The organism is Nostoc sp. T09, from assembly GCF_002154695.1.
Classification (GTDB): Bacteria; Cyanobacteriota; Cyanobacteriia; order Cyanobacteriales; family Nostocaceae; genus Aulosira.
In genome coordinates this window covers 1-25,277 of record NZ_MTAV01000111.1, presented here as the reverse complement: position 1 = coordinate 25,277, position 25,277 = coordinate 1, and the positions used below count along the sequence as shown (strand labels likewise).

Below are 25,277 nucleotides of genomic sequence, written 5' to 3'. Positions count from 1 at the left end.
ATGTTAGCTTCAGCTAGACACGCGAGTAGCGAAAACGAATCCTGAGCAGGCGTAACCAACGCAACCAGATGAGTGACGGTTGCTCAAAGAAAGTAAAAATATCGCCAAAACCCTGGTTAGTTTTCTGATGGTGTAACCAATGTCTCTCAGGAGTAGTGATGAAGAAAAACTGGCACAAAATAGTCAAAGGCTTTGGAGTTTGCCAATCCAAAACACTGATGTGTCTCCACCAAACATGAAACTGACCCAAGACTAGCCCAGAAATTACACCGATTGGAGAGAAAGTCCACAAAATTACTGCCATTACTAAATAAGGCAAAGCACCCAGAATACCATCTAATAAAACCTGGGGATTTAACGTCAAAATAGCATAATGGCGGAAGTCTTTTTTCCAAGAATGGTGCGTTTTCAGGTGGAGGCTACCAAAAACATGCTCGGGTACATGGTAAACGAAGGTTGAAAGGAAATCACCAAAAAATAATAATAGCCAAGCAACAGCGATAGCCTCAAGCATTTGTACTCCTCACATCTAGTTAAGAAAACTCCAAAGAAAAAAATGCAGATGTCATGCTTTAGATGTAGACGCTAAAAACACTGGCTATAGAAAGATGTTATTCACGATAAAAGAGGTCAACATCTGTTCTAAACTTTCTTTGCACAGTGCTACTAAGGAAACCCTGCAACGCAGTTTCCTCTAACTCTTTGTATTTATAAACTTCGTAAGTCTACACTCTACTTGCTTTGCTCAGAAAATAAACTATTTAAAGAGTTTTATGTTCTGAATCTAATGCCCTGAAAGTATTGCAAAGCAACTTGTAAGAGCCTATCATCTGAATTTTAGCTCTGGGTTCATGAAATAAATACATCTAAACTCCAATCGGGATACCGTATTTTAGCATATTGACTTCACAATCTTCTTATTAAGGCTTACAGGATTAGCAAAGGTTGAGTTAAAATCGGTACAAATTTAGGTTAAGACGTTTTGGGAAATTGTTAAGTCTAGTAGAAACAGGAATACTGCTAAACTACAAAAGGCTTTCCACTGTGGCTAACCTATATAGAGTAAGAGTTAAAAATGAAAAAATGCAGGCTTTAGATTGGAAGCAGTGTAGCTAAATTAGAATTTTAAATACAAAAATTTGCTTACAGGTAAATCAACTCAGATTTTAAATTTAAGTTTAGAGCTTTAAATTACAAAATCGATTTATGATTAAAATTTGGTTAATAAAAACTGAGGCATATAGAACTTACCAATTGTCCTTGCAAAAATCAGAATAAGAATAAAAAACCACAGATACACACAGCGAAAAGTCGGATCGCCCGCTTCCGGCGATGGCTTCTCCTAAGGGAGACGCTGCGCGAACGCCAACGTCTCCGACGAACAGAACTTTTTAAGACAGTCAATTACGGGAAAATCCCACAAACAAGGGATGAAAATCCTTCTTCCTCTGTTCCCCGTTCCCTGTTCCCTGTTCTCCATTTTAAAGCTAGATAAACACTGATATTTATCTGTGTGCATCTGTGTTCGTCTGTGGTTTGATATTCAAAAAATCGACTTATACAAGAGTCTTACACCTTATCCTTCGCTGGTGGTACAATCCCAAACTTATTTAGATCGCGATCAATATCCCTGAGTATTTTAAAATCCTCTTGCGGCAAGGGATAACCACTACTGTTAAACAAGCCAGCACTCACAGCTGGTTGCTGTTCTAAGAAAGAAAATGCTTGGCGAAACTGATATGGCCCAGCTTTGATTGGTGAGTCAAAGTGGCAAGGAATAATCCACTGAAAATCCCAACTTGCTATTTTGTTAGCCCAATCAATAGTTTCCTGTGGTGCGCGGTTGAGAATGAGAGTCTGTAATATTGGCGCTACAAATATCCGGCCATCGCCTCGCAGTGCATCAAATGAACGCTGCCAATCTTGTTGCCATTTGAAGGGGAACAACCCAAAATAAGCTTTTTTAGTACGCTCTGGTGCTTTAATAGCATCACGCACTACTTGACTTAATCCAATCACCTCCAACACACTTGGCTGAAAGTACAAAGCAAATAGTGAGATCCGTTGCCATCCCTTACGGCGGTTTGCCTGATTATCTGCGACGATTTCACAGGCATTCTCCTTGGCATGAAATAATAAAGGATATGGCTCTAATTGAACGATCGCAGGCGGTTCTTCTGGTACAGAAATTACTGAGTCTGTCACTAACAAAGTATGCGATCGCTTGTGGAAAAATGCGACTTCCGCAAACCTACCCGGCCCCAACTCGATGGGGCCGAGGATTGCATAGTCAAACTCGTCAGCAAAAGGTGCTATTTTGCTATCTTCTGGAAGTATTTGAGTTCTTTTTGGGGGTAAACCAAGCCAGCTAAGTGGCAGATTTAGCGGGAAACTCCACTGGCTGGGAGCGACAAATATTTGTGCTTTGGGACAAAATCTGGCAAAGGGACCAACGAAGACTTTATGTTCCAATCCAGAAATAGTTGGCAGAATAATGTACTTGACTTCACCGTGTTCTGCTACCAACTCATTAACCAACCGGATACACTCTCGGGTTGGGGCAACAGGAGCATAAACCAGAAGCCCCCCAGCCTCTAGCTTGACAACGGTCATACGAATGGGCACGACAACATAAAATATGCCCTGCATTTGGTCAAAAGTCCAGACTGTATCTTTAACTACTTCTTTGCGGATTGTCCGCCGATTGCCGTATGGGTAAAGTGGCAAAGTGAACCAGAAGAACCATGAAAAGTCCCTTTGATCAATTTGTTCTATGTTGCCTGTACGTTCTTCTTGAGCCACTTTGCGAACCCCTCCGCATTCCCAATGCTATATTTGCTCTCCAAAAGTTGGAGTTTAGCAAATTGTTGAATCAATAACCTAGTTCTAATCAAAATTCTAGTCTCTGACGACCAACAAATGAGGGAATTAGAATACCCACATTTTTAGTAAAGCAATATCTTAAGAAAGATGAACACATTTGTGATTGGGCAGTAACATAGTTTCCAAGTACTAAATTAATTACTGTATTTATTTTTGCTGACATTGCCCGTATTCCTCACAAGATACTCAACTTTTCTCTTTATAACTGCGGATGTGATAGGCAGGAGTCAAGGATGCACCAAATTTCTTGATTTCAGTTCAATTCGCGCTAATAACTATAATTCATGGAGAGTTGCATGATTCGCTTACTAGTTAGCGTTCTAGTTTTTGTTGTCAATACAATTTATCGCGATCGCCCTTATCCTCGCTTCTATGTCTTGGAAACTGTGGCGCGAGTACCCTACTTTTCTTATCTCTCAGTTTTACACCTCTACGAAACTCTGGGATTTTGGCGCAAAGCTGATTGGCTCAAGGTTCACTTTGCAGAATCTTGGAATGAATTGCACCATCTGTTGATTATGGAATCTTTGGGAGGTGCAGCATTTTGGGGCGATCGCTTTTTAGCGAAAACAACTGCATTGGTTTACTACTGGATCATTGTAGCGTTGTATATGATTTCTCCTCGTTCTGCCTATCATTTTATGGAATTGGTCGAAGAGCACGCTTACAGTAGCTATCACAAATTCCTCACAGATAATGAGACAGAGTTGAAGGCACAACCTGCACCTGAGATAGCAATAAGTTACTACCGTAATGGAGACCTTTATCTGTTTGATGAATTCCAAACATCTCATACTCCAGCCGAACGCCGTCCTGCAATTGACAATCTCTATGATGTATTTGTGGCAATTCGAGATGATGAGATGGAGCATGTAAAAACTATGGTCGCTTGTCAAAAAAGTAATGCTCAACTTTCATTCAAAAGTCCACATAGCCTCGAAGCCGAGACAGTAATGCTAGAAAAATCTGCGGTTGGTAATTCTGAAGTGTTATCTACTCAATAAAACAAGTATTTAAATCATGGGAAATTCTATAAATCTTCATAAATCTAGTTGATGTAGCTGATTGCCAATTTTAAAATCTTTAGGTAGGTTACTGATATTAGTATATGTAGGGTATGCATCGCCCACCAAAACCCTGATCTAAAGATACCTACTAAATCTAGTTGATGTAGCTGATTGTCAATTTCATAATGTTTAGGTAGGTTACTAATATCCAAGTAATATCAGGAACCTACCTAAATTTGTATGGTATAGAGCTTTCGTTTTTGCTTAATTAACAGGAAAGTAAACATTTAAAGGCTTTTCAACAAAGGATTATCAAAATTGCCCTATGTTGTCATAGCTGCTTTAACTTCTTCCTCTAATTTACCTTTAGTTGTTTGAAACTCCTTACCCAGATCAGCTAATTGCTGATCGCTCATACACTCAGATATAGTTTTAAAAATTTCACTTTCTTCTTCTTCAACGTGATGTTGAACTGCCTTTTTTAGTTCCTTAATTTTTGTTTTAAACTCTGAATCAGTTGGTTTCAGAGACTTAATTTCTTCTAAAAGAATTTTAGCCTCTTCATGTTCGGCTTCAGCTTCTTCGATATATTGTTTAGTCTCTTCATACTCCTGCATTGCTGGATAAAAGACTAACTCTTCAGATCTAGCATGTAATGTCAATGCTTTATATATTTCATTAAAGCACTCATATAATTGATTGGCATCAGCCTTTTCTACCTCTGCAAATAGCTTTTCAACTTGGCGATGCTCTGCTTCTATCAAAGATAGAATGTTTTGGGTTTGAGATTTAGCCATTTTTTGCTCCTTGGAACAATTCTTTTGCTTAGCGCTGGTAATGCTATACAATAAAGGATTAAGCCATGAACATTTAAATCAAAATTACTTTTGAGTAAAATTTTCGATAAAAACTGATTGCTTTATTTGTATCTAATTGAACAATAAAAAAGCAAAACAATGTAAATTCTTTAAATTAAATTTTTACGAACCACAAATAAATAAACCTCTGTCCAGAGGTAGAAAATGATTTTCACAACTAGTCACTTTGAATATGATTGGCGACAGTTACAATAAGATTTTTTACTTAAAAATATCTATATTTATGTTGTGGCTCTTAAAATTAACAATACTTTTGAAATACTACGGCTTAATTCTTAAAGTAGAGGAGAGAAGTAACCATAAATACATATACTACTATTTACCAAGCAATAATTTTATAAGCCCCTAGTCTTAGACCTACTAGGAGCTTTTTCTTAAAATTTTTATTCATAAAATTAACGGTGTATATCAAAAGGCATAGTATTGTTCATATTCCTCTTTGGATATATGGATAAATAATTCTTATGGCAGATTGGTTATTAATAGGGAAATTGATAATCTTAAGTTGTTCGTAAAAAACGTTCGTGAATAACAAACAATGAACATTATTGCTTGGCTCGTTTTAGGTCTAATAGCTGGTGCGATCGCAAAAGCTATCTATCCCGGTCATCAAGGTGGTGGAATTCTTGGAACCATTTTGCTGGGAATCATCGGTGCTTTTATTGGCGGTAGTTTAGGTATTTTCTTTACTACGGGAACGTTGGCATTAACCGCTCCTACTCTCAGCATTACGGGTATTATAGTCGCGGTTATTGGCGCAATCATCGCCGTCTTCCTGTGGAACTTGTTAAACCGCGGCAGTACTGTCTAAGAAATTAACTTATAACTCCATTATGAATAAAGTTCAGGGAGCTCGTGTAGATATTATTTATCCCTGAAATTAAATGGAAATATATAGCGTCTGCCTAATCAAAGGTAGGCGCTATTATTAATGATGTAAAAATTGAAAGCTTTAGACATCTTTTTATTATTCAGTGCTTTAGGGATGACTCTATTCTCTCAACCTGACTTTTCATCAACCTTTGGACACTTGTTAAAGCTCGATTCAGTTCATAATTGCGCCTATCTGGATTTTGCAGATAAGCCTGCTGTTCTTCCTCAATCATCTTCACATCTTGAACCACTAAACCATCAAGTAGTTTCTGTGCTGCACCAAATAAACTATCTTTGACAAAGCGCCGAAACCGCACAGGTAATTTATGTAACCGCCAAAAAGCATTTAATGATGTGAAATGAATTAAATAAGCTTTTGTCTGTGTTTCATTGACTGGACAAAGCAGACAGTAAATTTTAAAATCTTGTCCCAATTTTGAAGCCCAATGAGGATAGATATAACTCACATCCAAAGGTTCAGGATGCAATCGCCGCAAAGCCGGAAAAAATAATTGGGATATAGACCAAATTTTATCGATTTTATAATAACTTTGTGCTGTGTAATGGGCATCCACACGATTAGCATCTTCATCGATATCTTGTAAAGCTGCTTCCGCCCAAGCTTGCAAATCCTGATGTAAATGTCCGTGATACATATCCATCAGGTTTTCAATTAAATAGGAATAATGAGCATTACAATTAATAACTGAAACAGTGGCAATGTAATTGAGGTGTTCCCACTCTGGCAAACCCAGAGGTTCTACCGATGGTGATTCATTTCCAGGGAATAGCCAGATAAAACCGTCTTGTTCTTTTACTGGGTAGCGACGAATTTTACAACTGGGTAGTTTCTGATTGTCTGCTAGGTAGGGAACTGCTACACATTTACCAGATGAATCGAAGCGCCATCCATGATAAGCACATTCTAAGCCATTACCAACGACTTGCCCATGACTGAGTTTAACTTGGCGGTGGGGACAACAGTCATCTAAAGCGTGGATTGTGCCTGTATCATCTCGGTAAAGAGCGATCGCCTGCTGCCAAAGTACCACACCCACAGGTTTCTTAGTCACTTCACTACTACGAGCAACCACATACCAGTGATTGGGGTTGATACCCAACTGACGGACATCACGACTTTGCACAGCTTGAGAAATAGAAGACATAGAATCGCGTATTCTTGTAGGCGTCTAAAGTCAATTTGACATGGCTCAAGATCAGACTATCACTTTAGAAGCTAAAACTAACTGCGTCTACAAGCTATAAAGTATGTGTAGATAAATCAGTAACCATATTCAGCAAAAAATCTGTATGACAAACTACCAAGAAACCCTACCAACCAACCCACTCGTCAATGAGTTACTCGTAGAAACAGCAAGCATTAACCATGTGGAGGTCATTGAAAATGTCATCGACAGTCTAGAACAAGATGACAGTGCAATGGTTAGCCACAATTCAGATGGTAATTTTCTCTGGAAGTTTAAATATGGCAGTGTAGAAGTATTTGTCCAACTTAGTGGTACAAGTGATGAAGATACCATTACAGTTTGGTCTGTGGTGCTAAAGTTACCTGCTAAAGATGAACCCAGATTATTACGGCATTTATTGGAGATGAACTGTACTAGCACCTTGGAAGCTCGGTTTGGGATTATTGACAACCAAGTTGTGGTCATATCGACACGCACTTTAGCAGAGTTGTCTCCTGGCGAAGTCTCCCGAGTCATTACCATCGTGGCCACGATCGCCGATAATAACGACGAAGCTTTACAATCTGAATTTGGTGCAGCTTGAAGAATTTGAGATTGGAGTTTGCTCTATCGAATGCATAGCAAGCAGTGGCGACTAATTCCTTTGCTAGAAGCTGCTGGCAATGTGCAAATGGCAATTGACGGCTGGTTGCTAGCACAGCACCAGTCTGGAAAACATCCCCCGACTCTGCGGTTTTATACTTGGTCGCCACCCGCTATTTCCTTGGGCTATCATCAACGCCAATACCCAGAATTTTGGGAACATCTAATTTGGCAAGGTCAAAAACTGGATGTGGTCAGGCGTCCTACTGGTGGACGGGCAGTGTTACACCAAGGTGATTTAACTTACACTGTCGTCACATCTGGACTGAATGGCGCTCGCCTCCAAGCTTACCAACAAATTTGTGAGTTTTTGATTCAAGGTTGGCGATCGCTTGGCGTTGAATTGGAATACGGTACAGTTGGGCGAGGCTATATTCACAACCCTAACTGTTTTGGTACTGCTACAGGTGCAGATTTAGTTTTACCCGATGGGGCAAAACTCATTGGTAGTGCTCAACTGCGGCGTGCTGGGGCAATTTTGCAACATGGTTCTATGCGGTTAAACCAAGATGCTGAACTGTTTGCCCAGGTATTTGGTGCAGAATCTTGGACACAGGTGCAACTACCCCAAAGTCTCAGTGTAGAAATAATAATTACAGCGTTGATGGCTGCTGCCAGTTATTGTTTTGATATTGAGTTAGTTGTGAAACCTCTCTCAAAATCAGAATGGGAGGATATTTTGGGGTAAATATCAGTGTTTATCTGTGGTTCCTTTGATTGCTATTCGATGTTTGCAAAAAGTTAAATACTATTTCTACAGGAAGATGCACTTAATATTGATAAACACTAGAAAGGAGCCTCTTGCAAATAGCCTGCTGTTACACAATCATCAATTAATTGCAGCACAAATGGCCAGAGTTCTGGTGCGCCTGTTTCTACAGGTGCTACCCGTTTCATAACTTGATCGCGCCTAATACCATGAATGCGCCAAGTTCCACCCTTTGTGCGCTGGTTGTGCAGTAGAGGTTGTATCCGGTCTAGGGCTACGGCAAACTTAGCAGTGGGTGTTTCTTGTGCTTCAAACTCATCCCACAATGAACGCAACTCACTACCTATATCTGTTGGCAAAATTCCAAATAGCCGCGATGCTGCTTGTAACTCTTTCTCTGCTTTACTGTAATTAGCCTGCACATCGTAACAAAAGGTATCACCTGCATCAATTTCTACCAAATCATGAATCAGCAGCATTTTGATGGCGTGGAAGATATCAACTCCTACGGGTGCATATTCTGCTAATGTCATTGCCATCACTGCCAAATGCCAAGAATGTTCTGCACTGTTTTCTCGGCGCGATCCGTCGGTGAGCAGGGTTTGACGCAGGACTTGCTTCAGGCGATCAATTTCAATGATGAATTGAATTTGTTGCGTCAGTCTGTTGCTTTGCACGATGATTTCTCAAATACTACCTTAATCAGCTTAACGGCTCGGCAATTTTTAGGTGCAATTTCTATGACTGAATTATCTTTTCGGTATGTATATATCGCAGTTCTAGATTTGCCCGTAACCACAAATCTGCTATTGACCAAATCCAAAAATTATGAGTAGCCTCCGCAAAATTTTCTTGTTTGTGGGTAACAATTGCGTGTAGTTGGCGCTTACTAACACAAACCAGTTCAACAGCAGATTCAAAGTCTTTTAAAGGTGATGATCTTGCTTGTTGTAAAATACTATTGTCAATTGGGCAAATTTGGATTTTTTCTTGTAACCAATTAACTACTAGCTCTGCAATTTGAGTATTTTGGAGGCAGCTAAGATAATTGTAGATTTTTTGCCAGCCTACATCTGTAATATATATTTGAATCACAGGATGTATTATATCTAATAGCTTGCCAACATCTTCTACACAGTTGTTGCGATTCATTAAAGCTTCTAATATTAAATCAGCATCAACTAAAATTTTGAGCACTTTTAACCCCTATTACTCAATGATAAATTTAGTGCCATAAACAAGCTGATACGCATTGATTAGAGTATATCTCATTTTGCCAAAGAGATTTTTCAATAGCGCTTTAATTGGAATGACGAAAAGTTATTTTTTTAGTTCCAAGATTAAATAAAAAGAATTAGTAAAGTAAAATTGTAAAAATTTTTTATAGGTAAAATTTACATGGCATTATGCTCATTTTCGCTAGCCATAGAATGCCAATAAATTTAGTTTGTATCTTTCAATAGTAAATAGAATAGTTGTCCATTACTAACTGTGACACCAGCGCGATCGCCTGCTAATTTCCCAGTACCTAAAAAATAATCAACTCTGCCAGGGCCTTTAATCGCACCGCCAGTATCTTGATCGAGTACGTAACGACTCACAATCCGATGCTCTAATTTACCAGTATCATTGGCAAAAGGAATAGCAGCACGAATCAGTGCTAAAGCACCAGGAGGCATTAAGGATTTATCTGTAGCAATTGAACGTTCTGCTGTTAGCGGTTGACTAATAGAACCTTGTGCTGGCGCGCCTTGAGTTTCTTGAAAAAACACAAAGCTGGGATCGCGAGGAATATAAACATTTAATTCCTGCGGATACTTTTGAAAGTAATCGAGAATAACTGGCATAGTCATTCCCTCTAAAGGCAATTTGCCATCATTCGCCAGTTCCCGCCCAATGCTTTTGTAGTTATAAGCAGTATTACCTGCATAACCAATACTTGTCTGAGTACCATCAGTCAGTTGCAGCCTTGCAGAACCTTCAATTTGCACCATATATGGTTCCAGGCGATCGCGAAACCAAAATAACTCTAAGCCTCGGAGTTTACCTTTTGCAGCTTGTAAACCATCTGCGCCTTCTAGTTCCAGGCGCGTAGGATGAGGTAAACTCCACGAATCTAAATCTGGAGGTAGTTTATAAACAGGATAGCGGTATTCTGCTGTGGGCACACGACTAGCAGCATATAGTGGTTCGTAGTAGGCGGTGAACAAAACAGAACCTTTGCTATCCTTACCAATTGACTGGTAATACACAAACTCCTTGGCGATCGCTGCATGAAGTGTTGCGGCGGAATTAGTGTTGAGTAACAGTTGGCGGAATCTAATTAAACTTTTGTAAACGCGCTCGCGCGTGACCCCAGAAACCTGATAACTCTTGTAAACAGCATCCGCCCTAGCAGTTTGTAGGTATCGCAGACTACGATCGATGGAGGTTAACAGGGCTTTTTTATCCGCTGGTTGATTATTCTCACCCCCATACAGCGCCTCATCAACACAAGAGCGATCGTCCTGACAACAAGTAACTGGTAACCGCTGGATCAGTACTGCTGGCTGAGAATTGCTAGACAATGACACTGGTATATCCCACTTTTTAACTTGACATTCTGGCGAACTGAGTTCTCGATACCCCAAAGATGGCATCCGTACCAGGAAAATCAAGAGAGCAATAGGTAGGCTGATGGTAATGGCGGCAAGTTTTTTTCTCATCCAATTCCCCGTCTTCCCTTCCCTCTTTTTTATTCATTCATATTATGATATGTGGCAACTGCGGAAGGTGATATGCGGTTCAAGTAGCGGAAAATCCAATATTTGAAAATCGTATCTAAAATCACTGGGAATGTAGCAATAAATAAGAAGATAAAATCTCGATTGGCTGGTAATCCCCAATGGCGAGAGACACCTTCTAAAATTACTTCCCAGCCGTGAGGGGAGTGAAACCCTACAAAGATATCAGTAAACAAAATGATAATAAATGCTTTGGCGCTATCACTCAGACCATAGACAATATTATCGAAAAATTCTTTGATAATAGCGATAGAAGGTTTACTGACTAACAAAAGCCAGATAAAAGCTGCCACAGAAAAAATATCTGAAAAAACATTTTTAATAGCATTCGAGCTTTCTTCGCGGAATTCTTCAGCAATCTCACTAGCTTTCTCCTTCATGTGAGTTTCTAGTTCCTCAGGAGATAGTGGTGGTGCTTTGCTAATAAGATTTTCAAATTTTATTCTTTCTTCAAACCTTTCTAAGCTCACTAAAGCTTCTTCTTCCATTTCAACATTGAGGAAGATTTGCACTGCTTCTGAACCTCGAAAGCGTTCAACAAGGGGTCCGACTACCAATGCTTTTGCTAACTGATGAGTCAGAAGTGGTACAATAATTAGTAGTAAAATAAACCTAATAGATATGATTGTTCTTCTTTGAGTTTGGCGAAAATTTTGAACGACATCTTGTTCAGAATTTGGATCTAATTCAACTTGCAGACGAGTAATGGTACTTAAAATCGACCTTGGTAATATCCCCGTTGTATTCGCTTTACCTTGAGGCTTTTTTCTGACGTTATTAGGGATTTTTGGTATTGATGTTTGAGCAACTACTGAGTCAGTTTGGATCTTGGGAGGTTTATCCACTACTGCTAGGGAATTTACCTCATCCTCAACAACGGTATATTTTGAAAGCACTTGATCGATGAATCTGAGCTTTCCTAAAATTAAGGAAAGTTCGGGATATTCTATACCTGCTTTATTCGCAGCTTTTTGATTAGCTTCGTTTAAAAACCAACGGCTACCTTTAAACTCTGTTAGTCGCATCCGAGCAATTTTTAATTGCTTTTTCAGATCTGACTGAAAATAATCCATGACATTGCTACTGTACATGGTTAAATCAGGGTCTATTTTATTACCATTGAAATGTTTATCTTCTAATTCTTTAATCTTTAATGCCGCGTTGTAAGCCTCATCCAGTGAACGCTCTGGCGTTCGTAAGTACCATCGGTAAAGACTCAGCAAGAAAGGGTAAATTTTTTGGCTAAAAACAGAGTTATTCATCGTCCGCAATCATCCAGCATAATTTGGTGATTCTTAATTCTTAACCTTAAATTAACGCACGAAGTATACTAACTAAATCTACAAGGAGAGGGTTTGTGGTTTCTCATTCTGTTTGGATTGTTGGTGGTAGCCGTAGTGGCAAGACTGCTCGCTTAATTCAGCAGTTTTGTCGTTGGGTACAGAGCGAAAATCAAAATACTGAATCATTTTATACTAACCAAAAAGAGCAAAAAAAAGGTAAAAATTTAGCCAAACGCTGGGATGTTCGCCAAACAGAAACAGGAGTTTTGCTCTTGGCGGCTAACGATGATAACCGCCGAGAATTAGGAGATAGAATTGTTACGGCTACTTTGGGTAAATATCCTGTAAGAGCTAAAACACCTCTGGGTTTTTTTCAGGATGAAGTAATTTTATTTTGGCCGTTGCTGATTGATTCTTTCAAGCTAAACGCCCAATTTCCCGTGAGATTACGTCCAGAAACCGAGCAGGAATTGGCAACCAAACTCTGGCGTTCGCAGTTAGATGAAGAAACTCTGCGCCGTGCGGGAGTAAATGAGTATCGTTTGGTGCGGCGCATCCTAGATTTATTGCAATTAGCAGCCTACAGCGGTGAAAAGTGTGATCGCATTTCCGAAATTTTGGCAAGCGGGTTAGGAGATAATCCGATCAATTTAGAGCCGGATTTTCTCGCATCTTTGTTGCTAGATTGGCGCGACTGGTGTTTACACAGGGGATTGCTGACTTATGGGATTATTACCGAACTGTACAATCACCACTTGTTAACCAATGAAAATTATCAACAACATCTAGCGAAACGTTATCAAGCTGTCTTAGCAGATGATGTGGATGATTATCCTGGCATAGCCCGTCACCTGTTTGATTTCTTATTAGATCAAGGGGCAGTAGGCGCGTTTAGCTACAATCCTGAGGGTGCAGTGCGCTTGGGATTAGGTGCAGATCCCAACTATTTAGAAGGATTGGCAGGGCGTTGTCAAGTAGAAACGTTGATTGGGCCACCTATAGAGTCTTTGGCAATTGAGTTGGCTACGCAAATGGTGGAATTAGCCACAGAACCAACGGTGATATTAAGCTTGCCAGAAACGGTACAGTCAATTCAAACTACCTCCCGTGCCCAACTGTTGCGGCAAACAGCAGAAGTGATTGTGGATGCGATCAAGTCAGGACAAGTAGAACCAGAAGAAGTGGCAGTAATTGCACCTGGTTTAGATGCGATCGCTCGTTATACCCTAATAGAAATCCTCAACAAGCAAAACATCCAGGTAGAACCACTCAACAACCAACGTCCCCTGATTAGTTCACCTGCAATTAGAGCATTACTCACTATGCTTGCCCTAGTCTATCCTGGTTTGGGACGCTTAGTAGATCGGGATGCTGTAGCTGAGATGCTTGTGATATTGAGTAGAAAGCAAAAAGCAGCAGACAACGGCTCAGAACTCAGTAGTGACATCGATCCTGTACGCGCTGGGTTGATTGCCGATTACTGCTTTGAACCGCATCCAGAACGCCCTAATTTGCTACCAGTGACAACCTTCGAGCGCTGGGATCGAATTGGCTATGCAGCCACAACAGCTTATAGTGAGATATTACAGTGGTTAGAAAAACAGCGATCGCAACAAGAACAGCGATTAATTCCTAGCCCTATTTCCCTGTTATACCTGGCAATTCAAGATTTTCTTTGTAAAGATTGCAATCCCCCCTATGAGCAACTAGCAGCCTTACGGGAATTGCTAGAAACCGCCCAACACTACTGGGAAATTAATACTAAGCTCCAACAAAGCAATTCAAAATTACCTGCGCTGAGTTCTGCTGAAGCCACCATTGCCGAATTTATTCAACTATTGCGGCGCGGTACGATTACTGCCAACCCCTATCCTTTACGCCCTATTGGCCCAGCCAGAAAAGCTGTTACCTTAGCAACCATCTTCCAGTACCGTTCTAGTAGAAGATTTCATCGTTGGCATTTTTGGTTGGATGCTAGTTCGCCTCTGTGGGCAAAAGGTGGTGCGGCTACCTTATTTGGCGCGCCCTTGTTTCTTCAAGATAGGTTAGGTTCACCTTGGACAGCAGAAGATGAGAAATTAGCAGAAGAACATCGGTTGCAAAGGATTTTGGCAGATTTACTTTCTCGTGTATCCGAAAAAGTTTATTTGTGCCATAGCGATTTAGCTGTGAATGGGCAAGAGCAACTAGGGCCACTATTACCTTTGGTAAATGCTTGTGTGCCAGTTAATTCTGAGGCTGCTATTAATTAAGTGACTTTATTTACGTTGCTTCACTAAAAATTTATCTAATCTAGAGCTTTCTTTATAAAGACTTTATTTAATCTAAGTTTCTTTACTTAAATATTTACTACATTAATACCTAGGGATAACACTGAGAATAACAAAAACTTACAATATTCATTCGGATACATCGGTTTATTAACAGAAAATTCTTAGGTAAGCCATATATGACACTTGTATCTGGTAGTAGCTTGATTATGGTATTGGCGATTGTAGATGTTGAAGTTTAGGGTGGGCAATGTCCAACGCAGTGGCTCCCCCACGTGTATTTCAAAAATCAAATACTATTCCTATATTTCCTATACCAAATAATGCTTTAGAAGTAATCTTAAATATGTCATCAAAGTATTTAGTAATTCGGCATTAATAAACGAAATTTTATTTAGATAATAGCCTGCTGCAAACTAACTTTACCAATTATTAAATCTTACTAAAACCCTAGCTTTTTGACATTAGTAAACCTACTCTTGTAATGAACATTACTGACCTAATATCACCCAAATTATTCAAGAATGAACCATTCTGGCTCTTGAGTATTACCGCAGGGCTAGAAGCGATTTGTCTTACCTTAGTTTGGAAAGCTGATGATGTTGGCCATTTAGGCATGAGTATTCTGTTTTTGTTCGCTACAGGCTCCCTATTATGGGACAAACGACATACATTGCGCTTTGAAAGTGATGTTTTCTCCAGCATTGTGGGCTTGCTCTTAATTATTTGGGTGCTATGGCAGAGTGCAACTCAGAATCTCGAACATACCCTTCGTCTTTTGTCTTTTACTTCTGCTTTTGGTGTCAGCTTGTTGGCTTCGGGCTTCAAAGGCTTAAAGCAATATTGGGAGGAACTGATTATTCTGTTTTTCTTAGGAGTGCCCAGCGTACTTGCTGATTTATTAATTGATATTTCACCTTTGAGTGCCAAATTTGCTACATTGCTTTTGTGGTACTCAGGCTTTGATGTTACAAATGTTGGCGTTAATATTTATCTACCAACTGGCAGCATCAAGGTAGTTCATAGCTGTTCGGGAATAGACACAATCAACTATATATTAGGTATCTCAATTATTGCTCTGGTAATGTTTCCCATCGCTAAGAGCAAGCGGTTCTTCATACCGATTTTTGCCATTATCTTAGGATTTGTGATCAATGGAGTGAGGATTGCCATGCTGGCAGTGATGGAAGGAACCAACAAAGCTGCCTTTGATAGCTGGCACGGAGGACAAGCCTCCTATTCCTATGGCGTTTTAGGTATCCTAATTTTTGGGCTAGTCTACATGTTGCTGCTGAAACAAGAAGAGCAGCAAAATCACAATAGCGAGAGTTCTTCAATTAATTAAGATCTTACAAAAATTCTAAATGGATAGAAACCACCAAGAAATACCAATGTAGGCTAAATCAGTAAAAATCTGTGTTTATCTGAAGGACACTGCGTTCAGTCGTCAGACTGGAAGCATGTGTCCATTGTGCATTTATAATTTCATGTGCAGAAAAATAACATTTGCAAGAGCTGCCCATGAAATACTAGCGATACAAAAACGCGTTTTTCACCCTTCTATTACCTCACATCATGCATTGTTGGAGAGGCTAGGGGTATTTACGAAACGTCTGCGCCAGAGAATAGCAATTAAATTAGCCAACAAACAGGTAATTGCTAGCCATAGCAAGATATAAGTCGGAAGCATCACCACGCCAATGGCAAACCAACTATATACGTGCATTACCATGATTAAAGCGAAAATACTCGCAAATCCAGCAGCTTGCCAAATTTGATGTAATGGACGATGTAATGCCGTCAGGATAATTGTTAGTACTGTGGCTAGCAAGTTGGCTGGCACTAGAAATGCACAAATGCTCACGCAGTTGGCGCGGGAGAACTCAGCTAATGTGTGAAAATCGAGCATCAATGTGTTGGGATAATGTTCGCATATACTAACAAATTTAATATATTTATAAATAATTGAACCAAGCTTAGCATCATATTGCAGTGTCTACTTTAAATATGTAACATAATTTAAATTAATTTATGCTATTGAAAATTCTTAATATTTATTGTGGTGGGGATTACCCACCATAGGCAAATTAACCCATTAAAATCACTGTATCGATAACGTGAATCACACCATTATCTGCTTCGATATCTGCTGCTAAAACAGTGGCATTTTTCACTTCAAAACCATCAGAACAATCAATTTTAATTGGTGAACCTTCCACAGAATTAACTGTACCTAATTTTGCTAAATCAGCCTGGAAGAGCTTTCCTGGAACAACATGATATTTTAAAATGCGCGTTAGTTGGGGAATATTTTGCACCAGAGTTTGTATAGTTCCAGGCGGTAACTTAGCAAAAGCATCATCATTTGGTGCAAACACAGTAAAAGGCCCAGGACTTTTTAATGTCTCTACTAAACCAGCAGCTTGGACAGCGGTTACTAAAGTTTTAAAAGAGTCAGCAGAAACTGCAATATCAACAATATCAGCCATATATTTTACCTAAATCCGTGTATCCTAACTTAAAGGATAGTAAATCCTTTTTAAGTTTTGTTAAATAAATTTAGCTTGAAATAGGGCTGTCTGTATACAACGTATTCGCCTTATGATCTTCATAGAAAAATCTCTTTGTTAGCAAAATGTCCGAGCGTAGTTACGCCATTCTAGGAACTGGTGCATTAGGTGGCTTTTATGGTGCCAAACTGCAAAAAGCTGGTTTAGATGTCCAGTTTTTGCTGAAGAGTGATTATGAACTTATCAGTAAATCTGGTTTAGTTATTGAGTCGAAAGATGGTGATTTTACCCTTCCGCAAGTCAACGCTTACGATGATATAGAAAAAATGCCACAATGCGATGTGGTGGTGGTGGCACTGAAGACGACACAAAATCATTTATTGCCACAGATGTTACCACCCGTCGTCAAGGATAATGGCGTGGTGTTGGTATTGCAAAATGGACTTGCGGTGGAGGAAGAAGTTGCCAGAATAGTTGGCAATGTCAGCATTATAGGTGGGTTGTGTTTTCTCTGTTCCAATAAAGTCGCAGCAGGACATATCCGCCACCTCGACTATGGACAAATTACCTTAGGGGAATATGCGGCTAGTTATCAGCCTTGTGGGATTACAGATAAGATGCAGCAAATAGCCAATGACTTTATTAATGCTGGTATCTCGATAGAGTTAACCGAAGATTTATTATTAGGGCGATGGAAAAAACTGATATGGAACATCCCCTATAATGGCTTATCTGTAATTCTCAACGCTAGAACAGATGAATTAATGGCTTATGAACATACTCGGAAATTAGTTGAACAGTTGATGTATGAAGTGGCAGCAGGGGCTAAAAGTTGCGATCGCATCATTCCTGATAGCTTCATTCAAACAATGCTTGATTACACCGTAAAGATGAAGCCTTATCGTACTAGCATGAAAATTGATTACGATGAACGCCGGCCTTTAGAAGTTGAAGCAATTTTTGGTAACCCATTACGCAAAGCGCAAGCAGCAGGTGTGAATTTACCGCAGATTAACTGTACATACCAACAGCTAAAGTTTTTGGATGAGAAAATCCGAGTCAGACAAGAAAAATTTAAAGTAACTCAAAATTCAGACTTGAAAAATAATTAATAATCCAGAATTCAGGATAAGGTGGGCATTGCCCACCTTACAATTAAATTTAGAGTTATATTAACGGAAACCTAAAATTTCCGATATTGCCGCGACGATATCAAGATAAAAATTGCCGCTCACTGCTCGAAATAGCTCAAATTTAAAGCCAGGAGCACCAAAAAATGGACGTAAAAACCATCCCAACTGCATACCCACAAAAGCATACAGAAATAACCAAGATCTTAAAATAGTAGTGCGCGTTTTTTTACCTACATCGTCTTGTTGAGAAAGTAACTGCATTCCTTCATAGAGGAATTTTATACCAAATACTCCTGTAATCCCAAAAATTAATACATTTAAGAGTTTAAAAAATTGGTAAGAATTAGGAGCAGTGATCATAAAAAATAGGGTAACTGGTGCCAAGCTGAATAACAGCACACCAATTACTGATACAGCTGTTAGCAAGACTACAAAATGCTGTTGAAAACTGCTACGAGAACCAAATAAAACATTAAAAAAGAATAGAGTCGGAAAACAAATAATCAGTGTTAATAAATAAAAGGCGGGAAGTTTGATAGCACCAGATAACGCTTGTGCCCAACTATGAGATGCACCGATAATTGCACCATAAATTGCAAAACAAATGGAACTGGAAACAAACAAAGCGCTGATTTTACTTTGTAACCTTATCCCTTGACTAATTTCTTCTAAGAAACCCTGGCGATCGCGTAGTAAACTAATTAAAATTCCAAACTGTTTATTTTTGTAATTTGGCTTCTCTAGCATAATGGTGTTATGAGTAAATTCTTGATTGTTTAATTAATGAATTAACTACTTGCTAATTATTTATTAACGAATCCCTAAAAGATGACCAATAGATTGCAGAACGCTCAAGTAAAAACTACCTTCTCTATCTCTAAATAGTTGAAACGCAGAACCAGGTGTGCCAAAAAAAGGTCTGAGAGTCCATCCCAACTGACTACCCACAAAAGCATAAAGAAATAGCCACGAGAGTATAATCTTGCGGCGTGTTTGGCTACCTTCATTATCTTGTTCCAATACCACACTTGTGGCTTGGTATAAAGAAGATATTCCGATAAATCCTGTAAAAGAGAATATCAGGACATTGAGTAAAATTAAAAATTGATAATTATTAGTAGTAATCAAGAAAAATAGTGTGATGGGTGCAAAACTAAATAGCAATACACTAGTTACAGAAACCGCAGTTAGTACCAGCGCAAAATGCTGTCCAAAACTACGTTTAGAACCAAAGATAATGTTAGAAAAGTACAGCGTTGGCAAACAAATTAACAGCGTAATTAAATAGAGCGCTGGGAGTTTAATAGCAGAAGATATAGCTTGCATCCAGCTATGGTACGCGCCAATAATGCCGCCATAGATAGCTAGAAATATGGAACTGCAAACTAAAAGAGAAATGATTTTACTTGGTAATCTGACACTTTGAGTAATTTCTTCTAAAAAAGCTTGGCGATCGCGCAGTAAGCCAATTAGTACTGTAAAGTATTTTATTCCTGAAGATTGCCGTTCAATCATCTTAATCCTCACACAAGTTTTTTAGTAAAAACGCGATTAATCATATTAATGATGCATCGCGTCTATAATTTTTGTTAAATTATTCATCCGCATAATCGCTGCCAGAACCAAACTTCCAACCATCAACTAGGCGATGCCAATAATATTGTTGTTGGCTTGGTAGGTGCTTTATCAATGTTTCTAGCATTGGATTCAGCCAAAATAAGGCAGTGTAAATACCTAAATTCCCATAATGCACCACCCAATCCAATAAATTAATTAAACCTACTTGAGGAATTATTTTGGCAACTAATCCAGGATTTGCTAAACCAGTTTTCAAAAGTGTTTGCGTCAGTGCGGGAAACTGCACTACATCTTGCAAAAATGGCTTGAGCACGGTTGAACCCAGCTGTTGCATTTCCTGAAATACTACTGAGAGCAGTTGATTAATCTGATCTGGAGAAATATTTTGATGCACACCAACACTCATCGCTTTTTGAAACAACCAGGTAACAGCCAAACTTGGTTGATAAGGTTGCAGCAAAGCTAAGGCTTTTGCAGATAACTGATCGGTTTGCAGCGCTTCTTGAATACCAAAGGTTAAACGCTTCAGGTGACGCACCATAGCACCAAAACCACCAAAACTTAAAGGGGATTGACTACCGCTACTATCTCCCACTGGCAAAATCCGATTCCAAGGGGTTTTGAGGGGACTTTGGCGATAAGTGGGAAAGAAGCCAAACAGTGCCCGTTGAAACTTTAACTGACTCAATTCCACACCCTGATATTGTGGTAGAAGGCGCAGATATTCCTCAAACAGAGCTTCTAAACCTAAACGTTGTGGGTGTGCATCCATGTAGGTAAACAAGTAGGTGGTTCTGCCATCCTTCGCTGGGAAAGCTTCCCAGAAGTATTGGCATTGATTGTGCAAGGATGTAAATGATAACAACAAGTCACCCGAGTGATTTTCCGGAAAACCTTGAGCACAACTTCCCACAACTAAGCACAGCGCATCTGGTTTTTCTCCTTGACGTGCTTGTTGAGCGATGGGAGAAAGATGTCCCATTGCATCGATTAGTAATCTAGTTTTGAATTGGTTGTTTACCATCACCCCATTGGGATGAACTACAGCTTCACTCAAGGGTGTGTTTTCCCACAATTCACCCCCAACCGCCAAAAATCGTGTTTTCAATGTAGCCAGTAGATAAACAGGATCTACACCAATATTGAGAACATCCTCTACCCAAACTTCTGTACCACCTTGAAAGCTGACTCTGGCTGCGTTATATTCAGTGGCGATCGCTTGTTCTAATTCTTCGTTCGTCAGTAAATTCAATTCCAAAAATACTTCTAACTCTTTGCGGGAAATGTTCCATTCTTGCTCTCTACCACGGAGGATTCCCCGCTCAATCAATCCCACTTTGGCTCCCTGCACAGCTAAGGCGCAACCAATTAAAATGCCTAAAGTCCCACCGCAGACAATGACATCCCAGTCTACGGTGTCTAAAAGTTGATCGTTCTGTTTGACTACCGTTGGTATCGGTGCGCGATCTTCCCGCAACGATGCTAAGATGCGATCGCTACGACGCAGGCCTTCCATTACATCGCCTGGTAGTTGGGAGAGAATATCTTCGGTGATGCTCATATTGAATAATCCCCTCTAATCATTGTGCTTACTAGGCTAGACCTCTTTCAGCATAGAGGGTAAATGCACTAACCTTGGTTAACTGATCAGCGATATCTCTGCAATGTAAATCAGGCTGCCATAGCATTCATAGCAATAGCAAAAATTTAAATACTAAAAATTGCAATTCAATTTTCTATTTCTACTTAGTATATATCTGCCTTCAGTAGGGTTAAAAATTAAATTTAATCTGATACTTTTGATTGCCTAATTTAATTATTAAAAGTAAAGTTTATTATCTGTAACCCTTACAATATCAGTGTTTCTGCAAATTTTCTATCAGTTTTATCTTTAATTTATCTACTTCTATCTTCAGTAGGGTTAAATCATAAATAGAACTTTGTTACCTTTATTTGAGACATAAAACATCGAAGAATTATAAGCGGAGTTTGTAATGACATACACCCAAACTAGCGATTCTACTATTCGCGAACATGTTCAGGCTTGGCAAAAATTGGATGTGGATCAACAGCTAGCTTTGTTTTGGTTCATATACAAAGAAATGGGTGGCTCAATTACACCAGCAGCACCTGGTGCCAGCACTGTTTCCCCAGAAATTGCAGAAAGTTTGTTCAATCAAGTTAAAGAATTATCTCACGAAGAGCAACTCCAAATTCAACGGGATTTAATTAACAAAGTTGATAACCAAATATCCCGTGAATATGGTTCTTTTGGTGATACCACCAAGTTACTATTTTGGTATCGCTTATCTCAAGGTATGGATAACGGTACTATTATTCCCGTACCTCCTGATTACCAACTTCCCTCACAATCTCAAGCTCTATTAGATAAGATTAAAGGATTAGGTTTTGAGCAGCAGATTACTCTTTTCCGCGATTACGTCGCACCAATGGGTGCTGAACCAAAAGCTGGTGCGGAAATTTAAATTCTGAAATTTTGCGTCTGCTGTAGTAGTTAAATAAAAGCTTGCTTCCTATGGTTAATTAACTATAGGAAGCTTAATATATTTCTATTACAAGGGAACAGAATAATTCCCAATATCGCTTCGCTTCATATTGGGACTATTAATTATACTAAAGTCGATAGCGATCGCATCTTGGTTGAGTATATGATGCGTCTTAACAGTATGCCGTGGCTAGGTTACTGTTGGGGGATTGAACCAGATGAGTGAGCGCATCAGGGCACAGCGCCAGAAAGCAGGTACATCCAAATCTACAAATCCATCGCTAATATCACCAACATCCCCTTCGTTGGCGAATTTAACACGCGGTTTTGGTTTGCCAGCAGAGCGGATTTTGGCTAAAAAAGTGGATTGGGAGTCGTCAAAATCCCAAGCATTGCCGTCTGATGGTGAAACGTTGTCAGAAGAAGCTTCACTACAACAGCCTCTAAGTCACGATATTAGCCGGATATCACTGCGTCCCCAAGCGAGACTTACTTCTAATCTAGAGGTGCAACGATTTGGGGACAAAGACGCTAAATTACTAACAGCTGCACAGGTGAGTTCAGCTAAGGCTTATTATGCTAGCCGTAGTAAACAATATACGCCTGAGATTATTACGCAGATTCAGCAGACAGTTGGAAGTACACCTACGGGAGTGATTGACGACGAGACAATTCAAGCTGTGGCAAAATGGCAGCAAGAACACCCACCCCTGAAGATAGATGGTAAAGCAGGACCAAGAACCTTACCAGCAGCATTCCCTACAGGATTAGCCACAACTGATGCTACTGATGAGTATGTAGGTGAAGCCAAGCAAGTTCAGGCTGATTGGGCAAAACTGAAAACTACAAATGAACGAGCCGATGCTTTATTAACAGCAGTCAACAAGCAACTTACGGCTGCGGGTGTACCTGCTTGTAACAAAGCCATCAAAGATTTGGGAGCAGATGCAGGTCAGTTTGATTTTGTTACCTGGACATTAGATTTAGGCAAAGAAGCTTTTTCCCAAGCCTCATTGACCGATGAAGCGGCGGCTGATATTGCTGATACGGTCTACCATGAATCCCGACATGCGGAACAATGGTATATGATGGCGCAGATGCTAGCTGGTAAGGGAAAATCTGCCAAAGCGATCGCCAAAGAAATGGACATTCCCCCCAATATTGCCAGCAGTGCTGTCAACAACCCACTCAAATCAGGCAGTATGGAAGCACTCATAGCTGAAGGCTGGTATGAGAGTGTTTATGGAGCAAAAGCAGATTATCGCGGTCGGGTTCTCACAGATCTCGATACCAAACAAAAAGCTTTAGACAAAGCTAAAGAGCAGCATGATAAGTCTCCTACAGATGCTAATCAGGCAAAGCTAGATAAAGCTCAGAAGCAGTATGACATAGCATACGAGAAGTACAGAGACTTGCCAGAGGAAGCTGATGCTTGGAGAGTGGGTGGAGCAGTTACAGATGCTTATCTCAAAAAGTAAACTTCTCCAGATAATCGCCATTTCTCTCTGGGCTTTAGCTAGCTGTCAGACAGGTGCAATATCTATTTCCCAACCGCATAAAAGTGCGATCGCACCCTTACAGGCAAAGCTGAATCAGGAGACAACAATGATTGAGACTTTACAAAAGCTGTGTAATGTTTTATCTAACGCACCTTTGACTGCCCAAGAAGCTGCTACCAGCCTAGGTACAATTGTGGAAGACCAGGGAAAGGACTGGCCTGTGATTGTTCGACCATCGAATTCTGCTTTTAAAGAGGCGCAGGTTGTACGGCAAGTCGGAACTAATGAGCCAGCACACGTAGAACTTATTGTAGCTGAGACAAATAAACTTACAGTGAAAATGCTGAGTGATGCCTTTGGTAGCTATTCCAAACCACCAAAGCTTCATAGTAATAGACCAACTAAACTAGTCTTCGAGGTTGATATTCCAAATATGCCACGCACTTGTGCAGTTATTGCGGATGTCACGCCACAAGAGCATGGTGTCGAAGATGGCATTGTCAATTCAGTAACAATCAGGCGCGACATCAGGTTGGAATAGGCTGAAGTTTATAAATACCCCTCAACTTCCGCAAATTTACGCAAGCGGGGTAAACACTGACGCTGATAAAAACTACTTAAAGTAGGAATTGATAAACCAAATTCCTCAGACAATTCTTTCCAACTAGCTTCTGGGGGTAAGCGTTTCAAAATTAATACCTGACAATTTACATCTGGACGCCCTTTAATACAAGTACTGCATAGTTCCCCGCTGGTATCGGCTTCTGCCCAGATCCTGACGTTTTCTAAAATTGGCGGAGCTTCCGGGGTAGCAGCTAGGTTCTCTACTGGGTCAATCGTGTTACTATTGTCGCCTGAAGTAGAATGGCGCACCTTCAAAGGTACTTTGATAACTTGTTCCCGTTGCTGATTGAGGTAAAAGTCTTGCAGTCGACGTTTTAGATAGGCATTCAGCCAAGTTACAACACTCCCATAAGTGGGATCGTAAGCTTGACCTGTGCTAGCTTCACAAATGTTGCGGCAAAAATATAACCAAGTTTGTTGCAGTGCGTCTTGATAATAGGAAGTACTTTCCTTCCAGAGTCTACTTGCGCTCAAGCGAATGATTTGCGTAAGCAGCTTCTGACGTTGAGGACTTCCGGGTGGGTTTTCACAGGCTTGTGCAACTAAGTAGCGTAGCTGTTCATCCAATTCAACCATACCAATCAGGGTTAAGAACGCAAGAATATCATAGTATTGCGTATAACAATGTACTAAAAAATTACCCTCTGTCGTGATATTGCTTTTTCTACCTCATAGAGGAAATAGAGACTTTGAGGGCTATTGATAGGAAAGACGCGGAGAGGTTGTTAGATAAACTTTCCCCACGTCTTGCTGAAGCTGCTAATTATGCAACTTTGTGAGAGATCTATAACCCAATACAGTTCAGATAAGCCTGTTTTTTCTCTCTCTGTTCCCGTTCCCTGTTCCCTGTTCCCTTGCCTTCACAGAAGAATTTTCTTAACTGAACCGTAT

General features: G+C 39.9%; 24 protein-coding genes. 10 read left to right on the top strand and 14 right to left on the bottom strand.

Features of this window, described 5'->3' with window-relative positions; all coding sequences use genetic code 11:
- Positions 1 to 13: 13 nt before the first annotated feature.
- A complete protein-coding gene (locus BV372_RS21960; protein ID WP_086688620.1) occupies positions 14 to 514 on the bottom strand; it encodes a sterol desaturase family protein in 501 nt (166 codons plus the stop codon).
- A 1,055-nt stretch (positions 515 to 1,569) separates the two neighbouring features.
- Positions 1,570 to 2,802, bottom strand: coding sequence for a DUF4336 domain-containing protein (locus BV372_RS21955; protein ID WP_086688619.1), 1,233 nt, complete (start codon positions 2,800 to 2,802; stop codon positions 1,570 to 1,572).
- 377 nt (positions 2,803 to 3,179) lie between these two features.
- On the opposite strand from BV372_RS21955, the gene BV372_RS21950 reads away from it, so the two are divergent.
- Positions 3,180 to 3,887 (top strand): alternative oxidase, encoded by a 708-nt coding sequence (locus BV372_RS21950; RefSeq protein ID WP_086688618.1) that lies wholly within the window; start codon positions 3,180 to 3,182, stop codon positions 3,885 to 3,887.
- Positions 3,888 to 4,213: 326 nt separating this feature from the next.
- Here the strand turns inward: BV372_RS21950 and BV372_RS21945 are convergent, their stop codons facing one another.
- On the bottom strand, positions 4,214 to 4,687 hold the full coding sequence (locus BV372_RS21945; RefSeq protein WP_086688617.1) for a hemerythrin domain-containing protein: 474 nt from the start codon (positions 4,685 to 4,687) through the stop codon (positions 4,214 to 4,216).
- Between the two features lie 619 nt (positions 4,688 to 5,306).
- On the opposite strand from BV372_RS21945, the gene BV372_RS21940 reads away from it, so the two are divergent.
- The gene (locus BV372_RS21940; protein ID WP_086688616.1) at positions 5,307 to 5,579 is read left to right on the top strand and encodes a GlsB/YeaQ/YmgE family stress response membrane protein; all 273 of its coding nucleotides are present in this window, start codon (positions 5,307 to 5,309) and stop codon (positions 5,577 to 5,579) included.
- A gap of 160 nt (positions 5,580 to 5,739) precedes the next feature.
- Here BV372_RS21940 and BV372_RS21935 read toward each other — a convergent pair whose 3' ends face one another.
- On the bottom strand, positions 5,740 to 6,807 hold the full coding sequence (locus BV372_RS21935) for an aromatic ring-hydroxylating dioxygenase subunit alpha (RefSeq protein WP_086688615.1): 1,068 nt from the start codon (positions 6,805 to 6,807) through the stop codon (positions 5,740 to 5,742).
- Positions 6,808 to 6,952: 145 nt separating this feature from the next.
- On the opposite strand from BV372_RS21935, the gene BV372_RS21930 reads away from it, so the two are divergent.
- Together BV372_RS21930 and BV372_RS21925 are read left to right on the top strand one after the other, a co-directional pair.
- Positions 6,953 to 7,432, top strand: a complete 480-nt coding sequence (locus BV372_RS21930) for a YbjN domain-containing protein (protein WP_086688614.1) — start codon at positions 6,953 to 6,955, stop codon at positions 7,430 to 7,432.
- A 30-nt stretch (positions 7,433 to 7,462) separates the two neighbouring features.
- On the top strand, positions 7,463 to 8,179 hold the full coding sequence (locus BV372_RS21925; RefSeq protein WP_086688613.1) for a biotin/lipoate A/B protein ligase family protein: 717 nt from the start codon (positions 7,463 to 7,465) through the stop codon (positions 8,177 to 8,179).
- A gap of 98 nt (positions 8,180 to 8,277) precedes the next feature.
- Here the strand turns inward: BV372_RS21925 and BV372_RS21920 are convergent, their stop codons facing one another.
- The 4 genes from BV372_RS21920 to BV372_RS21905 form a co-directional block, all read right to left on the bottom strand.
- Entirely contained in the window at positions 8,278 to 8,877 is a 600-nt protein-coding gene (locus BV372_RS21920; protein WP_086688612.1) for an HD domain-containing protein, read from the bottom strand.
- A gap of 61 nt (positions 8,878 to 8,938) precedes the next feature.
- A complete protein-coding gene (locus BV372_RS21915) occupies positions 8,939 to 9,397 on the bottom strand; it encodes a PIN domain-containing protein (protein ID WP_086688611.1) in 459 nt (152 codons plus the stop codon).
- A gap of 245 nt (positions 9,398 to 9,642) precedes the next feature.
- The gene (locus BV372_RS21910) at positions 9,643 to 10,905 is read right to left on the bottom strand and encodes a murein transglycosylase A (protein WP_086688610.1); all 1,263 of its coding nucleotides are present in this window, start codon (positions 10,903 to 10,905) and stop codon (positions 9,643 to 9,645) included.
- Positions 10,906 to 10,934: 29 nt separating this feature from the next.
- Positions 10,935 to 12,245, bottom strand: coding sequence for a proton extrusion protein PcxA (locus tag BV372_RS21905; RefSeq protein ID WP_086688609.1), 1,311 nt, complete (start codon positions 12,243 to 12,245; stop codon positions 10,935 to 10,937).
- A 95-nt stretch (positions 12,246 to 12,340) separates the two neighbouring features.
- Here BV372_RS21905 and BV372_RS21900 point away from each other — a divergent pair, with 95 nt between their 5' ends.
- Both BV372_RS21900 and crtA read left to right on the top strand, forming a co-directional pair.
- Positions 12,341 to 14,518, top strand: a complete 2,178-nt coding sequence (locus tag BV372_RS21900) for a hypothetical protein (protein ID WP_086688608.1) — start codon at positions 12,341 to 12,343, stop codon at positions 14,516 to 14,518.
- 502 nt (positions 14,519 to 15,020) lie between these two features.
- The gene (gene crtA, locus BV372_RS21895; RefSeq protein ID WP_086688607.1) at positions 15,021 to 15,881 is read left to right on the top strand and encodes a cyanoexosortase A; all 861 of its coding nucleotides are present in this window, start codon (positions 15,021 to 15,023) and stop codon (positions 15,879 to 15,881) included.
- Between the two features lie 228 nt (positions 15,882 to 16,109).
- On the opposite strand, the gene BV372_RS21890 is transcribed toward crtA, so the two are convergent.
- Both BV372_RS21890 and BV372_RS21885 read right to left on the bottom strand, forming a co-directional pair.
- Positions 16,110 to 16,445, bottom strand: coding sequence for a hypothetical protein (locus BV372_RS21890; RefSeq protein ID WP_086688606.1), 336 nt, complete (start codon positions 16,443 to 16,445; stop codon positions 16,110 to 16,112).
- Between the two features lie 178 nt (positions 16,446 to 16,623).
- The gene (locus BV372_RS21885; RefSeq protein ID WP_086688605.1) at positions 16,624 to 17,025 is read right to left on the bottom strand and encodes a fasciclin domain-containing protein; all 402 of its coding nucleotides are present in this window, start codon (positions 17,023 to 17,025) and stop codon (positions 16,624 to 16,626) included.
- Positions 17,026 to 17,171: 146 nt separating this feature from the next.
- On the opposite strand from BV372_RS21885, the gene BV372_RS21880 reads away from it, so the two are divergent.
- The gene (locus tag BV372_RS21880; protein ID WP_086688604.1) at positions 17,172 to 18,158 is read left to right on the top strand and encodes a putative 2-dehydropantoate 2-reductase; all 987 of its coding nucleotides are present in this window, start codon (positions 17,172 to 17,174) and stop codon (positions 18,156 to 18,158) included.
- 60 nt (positions 18,159 to 18,218) lie between these two features.
- Here the strand turns inward: BV372_RS21880 and BV372_RS21875 are convergent, their stop codons facing one another.
- From BV372_RS21875 to BV372_RS21865, 3 genes are all read right to left on the bottom strand, one after another.
- Entirely contained in the window at positions 18,219 to 18,926 is a 708-nt protein-coding gene (locus BV372_RS21875) for an actin-binding WH2 domain-containing protein (protein ID WP_086688603.1), read from the bottom strand.
- 63 nt (positions 18,927 to 18,989) lie between these two features.
- The gene (locus tag BV372_RS21870; RefSeq protein ID WP_086688602.1) at positions 18,990 to 19,694 is read right to left on the bottom strand and encodes an actin-binding WH2 domain-containing protein; all 705 of its coding nucleotides are present in this window, start codon (positions 19,692 to 19,694) and stop codon (positions 18,990 to 18,992) included.
- Between the two features lie 79 nt (positions 19,695 to 19,773).
- Complete coding sequence (locus tag BV372_RS21865; protein WP_086688601.1) at positions 19,774 to 21,318, bottom strand: FAD-dependent oxidoreductase; 1,545 nt, start codon at positions 21,316 to 21,318, stop codon at positions 19,774 to 19,776.
- 433 nt (positions 21,319 to 21,751) lie between these two features.
- Here BV372_RS21865 and BV372_RS21860 point away from each other — a divergent pair, with 433 nt between their 5' ends.
- From BV372_RS21860 to BV372_RS21850, 3 genes are all read left to right on the top strand, one after another.
- The gene (locus tag BV372_RS21860) at positions 21,752 to 22,243 is read left to right on the top strand and encodes an orange carotenoid protein N-terminal domain-containing protein (protein ID WP_086688600.1); all 492 of its coding nucleotides are present in this window, start codon (positions 21,752 to 21,754) and stop codon (positions 22,241 to 22,243) included.
- 238 nt (positions 22,244 to 22,481) lie between these two features.
- Entirely contained in the window at positions 22,482 to 23,741 is a 1,260-nt protein-coding gene (locus tag BV372_RS21855; RefSeq protein ID WP_086688599.1) for a peptidoglycan-binding protein, read from the top strand.
- The gene (locus tag BV372_RS21850; RefSeq protein ID WP_086688598.1) at positions 23,722 to 24,303 is read left to right on the top strand and encodes a hypothetical protein; all 582 of its coding nucleotides are present in this window, start codon (positions 23,722 to 23,724) and stop codon (positions 24,301 to 24,303) included. Before BV372_RS21855 ends, BV372_RS21850 begins: the two co-directional genes overlap by 20 nt.
- Before the next feature lie 8 nt (positions 24,304 to 24,311).
- On the opposite strand, the gene BV372_RS21845 is transcribed toward BV372_RS21850, so the two are convergent.
- Complete coding sequence (locus BV372_RS21845) at positions 24,312 to 24,962, bottom strand: hypothetical protein (RefSeq protein ID WP_086688597.1); 651 nt, start codon at positions 24,960 to 24,962, stop codon at positions 24,312 to 24,314.
- Positions 24,963 to 25,277 lie beyond the last annotated feature (315 nt).

Coding starts and splice junctions, on each gene's coding strand:
- BV372_RS21960 (WP_086688620.1), bottom strand. CDS start 514: ATGCTTGAGGCTATCGCTGTTGCTTGGCTATTATTATTTTTTGGTGAT.
- BV372_RS21950 (WP_086688618.1), top strand. CDS start 3,180: ATGATTCGCTTACTAGTTAGCGTTCTAGTTTTTGTTGTCAATACAATT.
- BV372_RS21945 (WP_086688617.1), bottom strand. CDS start 4,687: ATGGCTAAATCTCAAACCCAAAACATTCTATCTTTGATAGAAGCAGAG.
- BV372_RS21940 (WP_086688616.1), top strand. CDS start 5,307: ATGAACATTATTGCTTGGCTCGTTTTAGGTCTAATAGCTGGTGCGATC.
- BV372_RS21935 (WP_086688615.1), bottom strand. CDS start 6,807: ATGTCTTCTATTTCTCAAGCTGTGCAAAGTCGTGATGTCCGTCAGTTG.
- BV372_RS21930 (WP_086688614.1), top strand. CDS start 6,953: ATGACAAACTACCAAGAAACCCTACCAACCAACCCACTCGTCAATGAG.
- BV372_RS21925 (WP_086688613.1), top strand. CDS start 7,463: ATGCATAGCAAGCAGTGGCGACTAATTCCTTTGCTAGAAGCTGCTGGC.
- BV372_RS21910 (WP_086688610.1), bottom strand. CDS start 10,905: ATGAGAAAAAAACTTGCCGCCATTACCATCAGCCTACCTATTGCTCTC.
- BV372_RS21905 (WP_086688609.1), bottom strand. CDS start 12,245: ATGAATAACTCTGTTTTTAGCCAAAAAATTTACCCTTTCTTGCTGAGT.
- crtA (WP_086688607.1), top strand. CDS start 15,021: ATGAACATTACTGACCTAATATCACCCAAATTATTCAAGAATGAACCA.
- BV372_RS21890 (WP_086688606.1), bottom strand. CDS start 16,445: ATGCTCGATTTTCACACATTAGCTGAGTTCTCCCGCGCCAACTGCGTG.
- BV372_RS21885 (WP_086688605.1), bottom strand. CDS start 17,025: ATGGCTGATATTGTTGATATTGCAGTTTCTGCTGACTCTTTTAAAACT.
- BV372_RS21880 (WP_086688604.1), top strand. CDS start 17,172: ATGTCCGAGCGTAGTTACGCCATTCTAGGAACTGGTGCATTAGGTGGC.
- BV372_RS21875 (WP_086688603.1), bottom strand. CDS start 18,926: ATGCTAGAGAAGCCAAATTACAAAAATAAACAGTTTGGAATTTTAATT.
- BV372_RS21870 (WP_086688602.1), bottom strand. CDS start 19,694: ATGATTGAACGGCAATCTTCAGGAATAAAATACTTTACAGTACTAATT.
- BV372_RS21865 (WP_086688601.1), bottom strand. CDS start 21,318: ATGAGCATCACCGAAGATATTCTCTCCCAACTACCAGGCGATGTAATG.
- BV372_RS21860 (WP_086688600.1), top strand. CDS start 21,752: ATGACATACACCCAAACTAGCGATTCTACTATTCGCGAACATGTTCAG.
- BV372_RS21855 (WP_086688599.1), top strand. CDS start 22,482: ATGAGTGAGCGCATCAGGGCACAGCGCCAGAAAGCAGGTACATCCAAA.
- BV372_RS21850 (WP_086688598.1), top strand. CDS start 23,722: ATGCTTATCTCAAAAAGTAAACTTCTCCAGATAATCGCCATTTCTCTC.
- BV372_RS21845 (WP_086688597.1), bottom strand. CDS start 24,962: ATGGTTGAATTGGATGAACAGCTACGCTACTTAGTTGCACAAGCCTGT.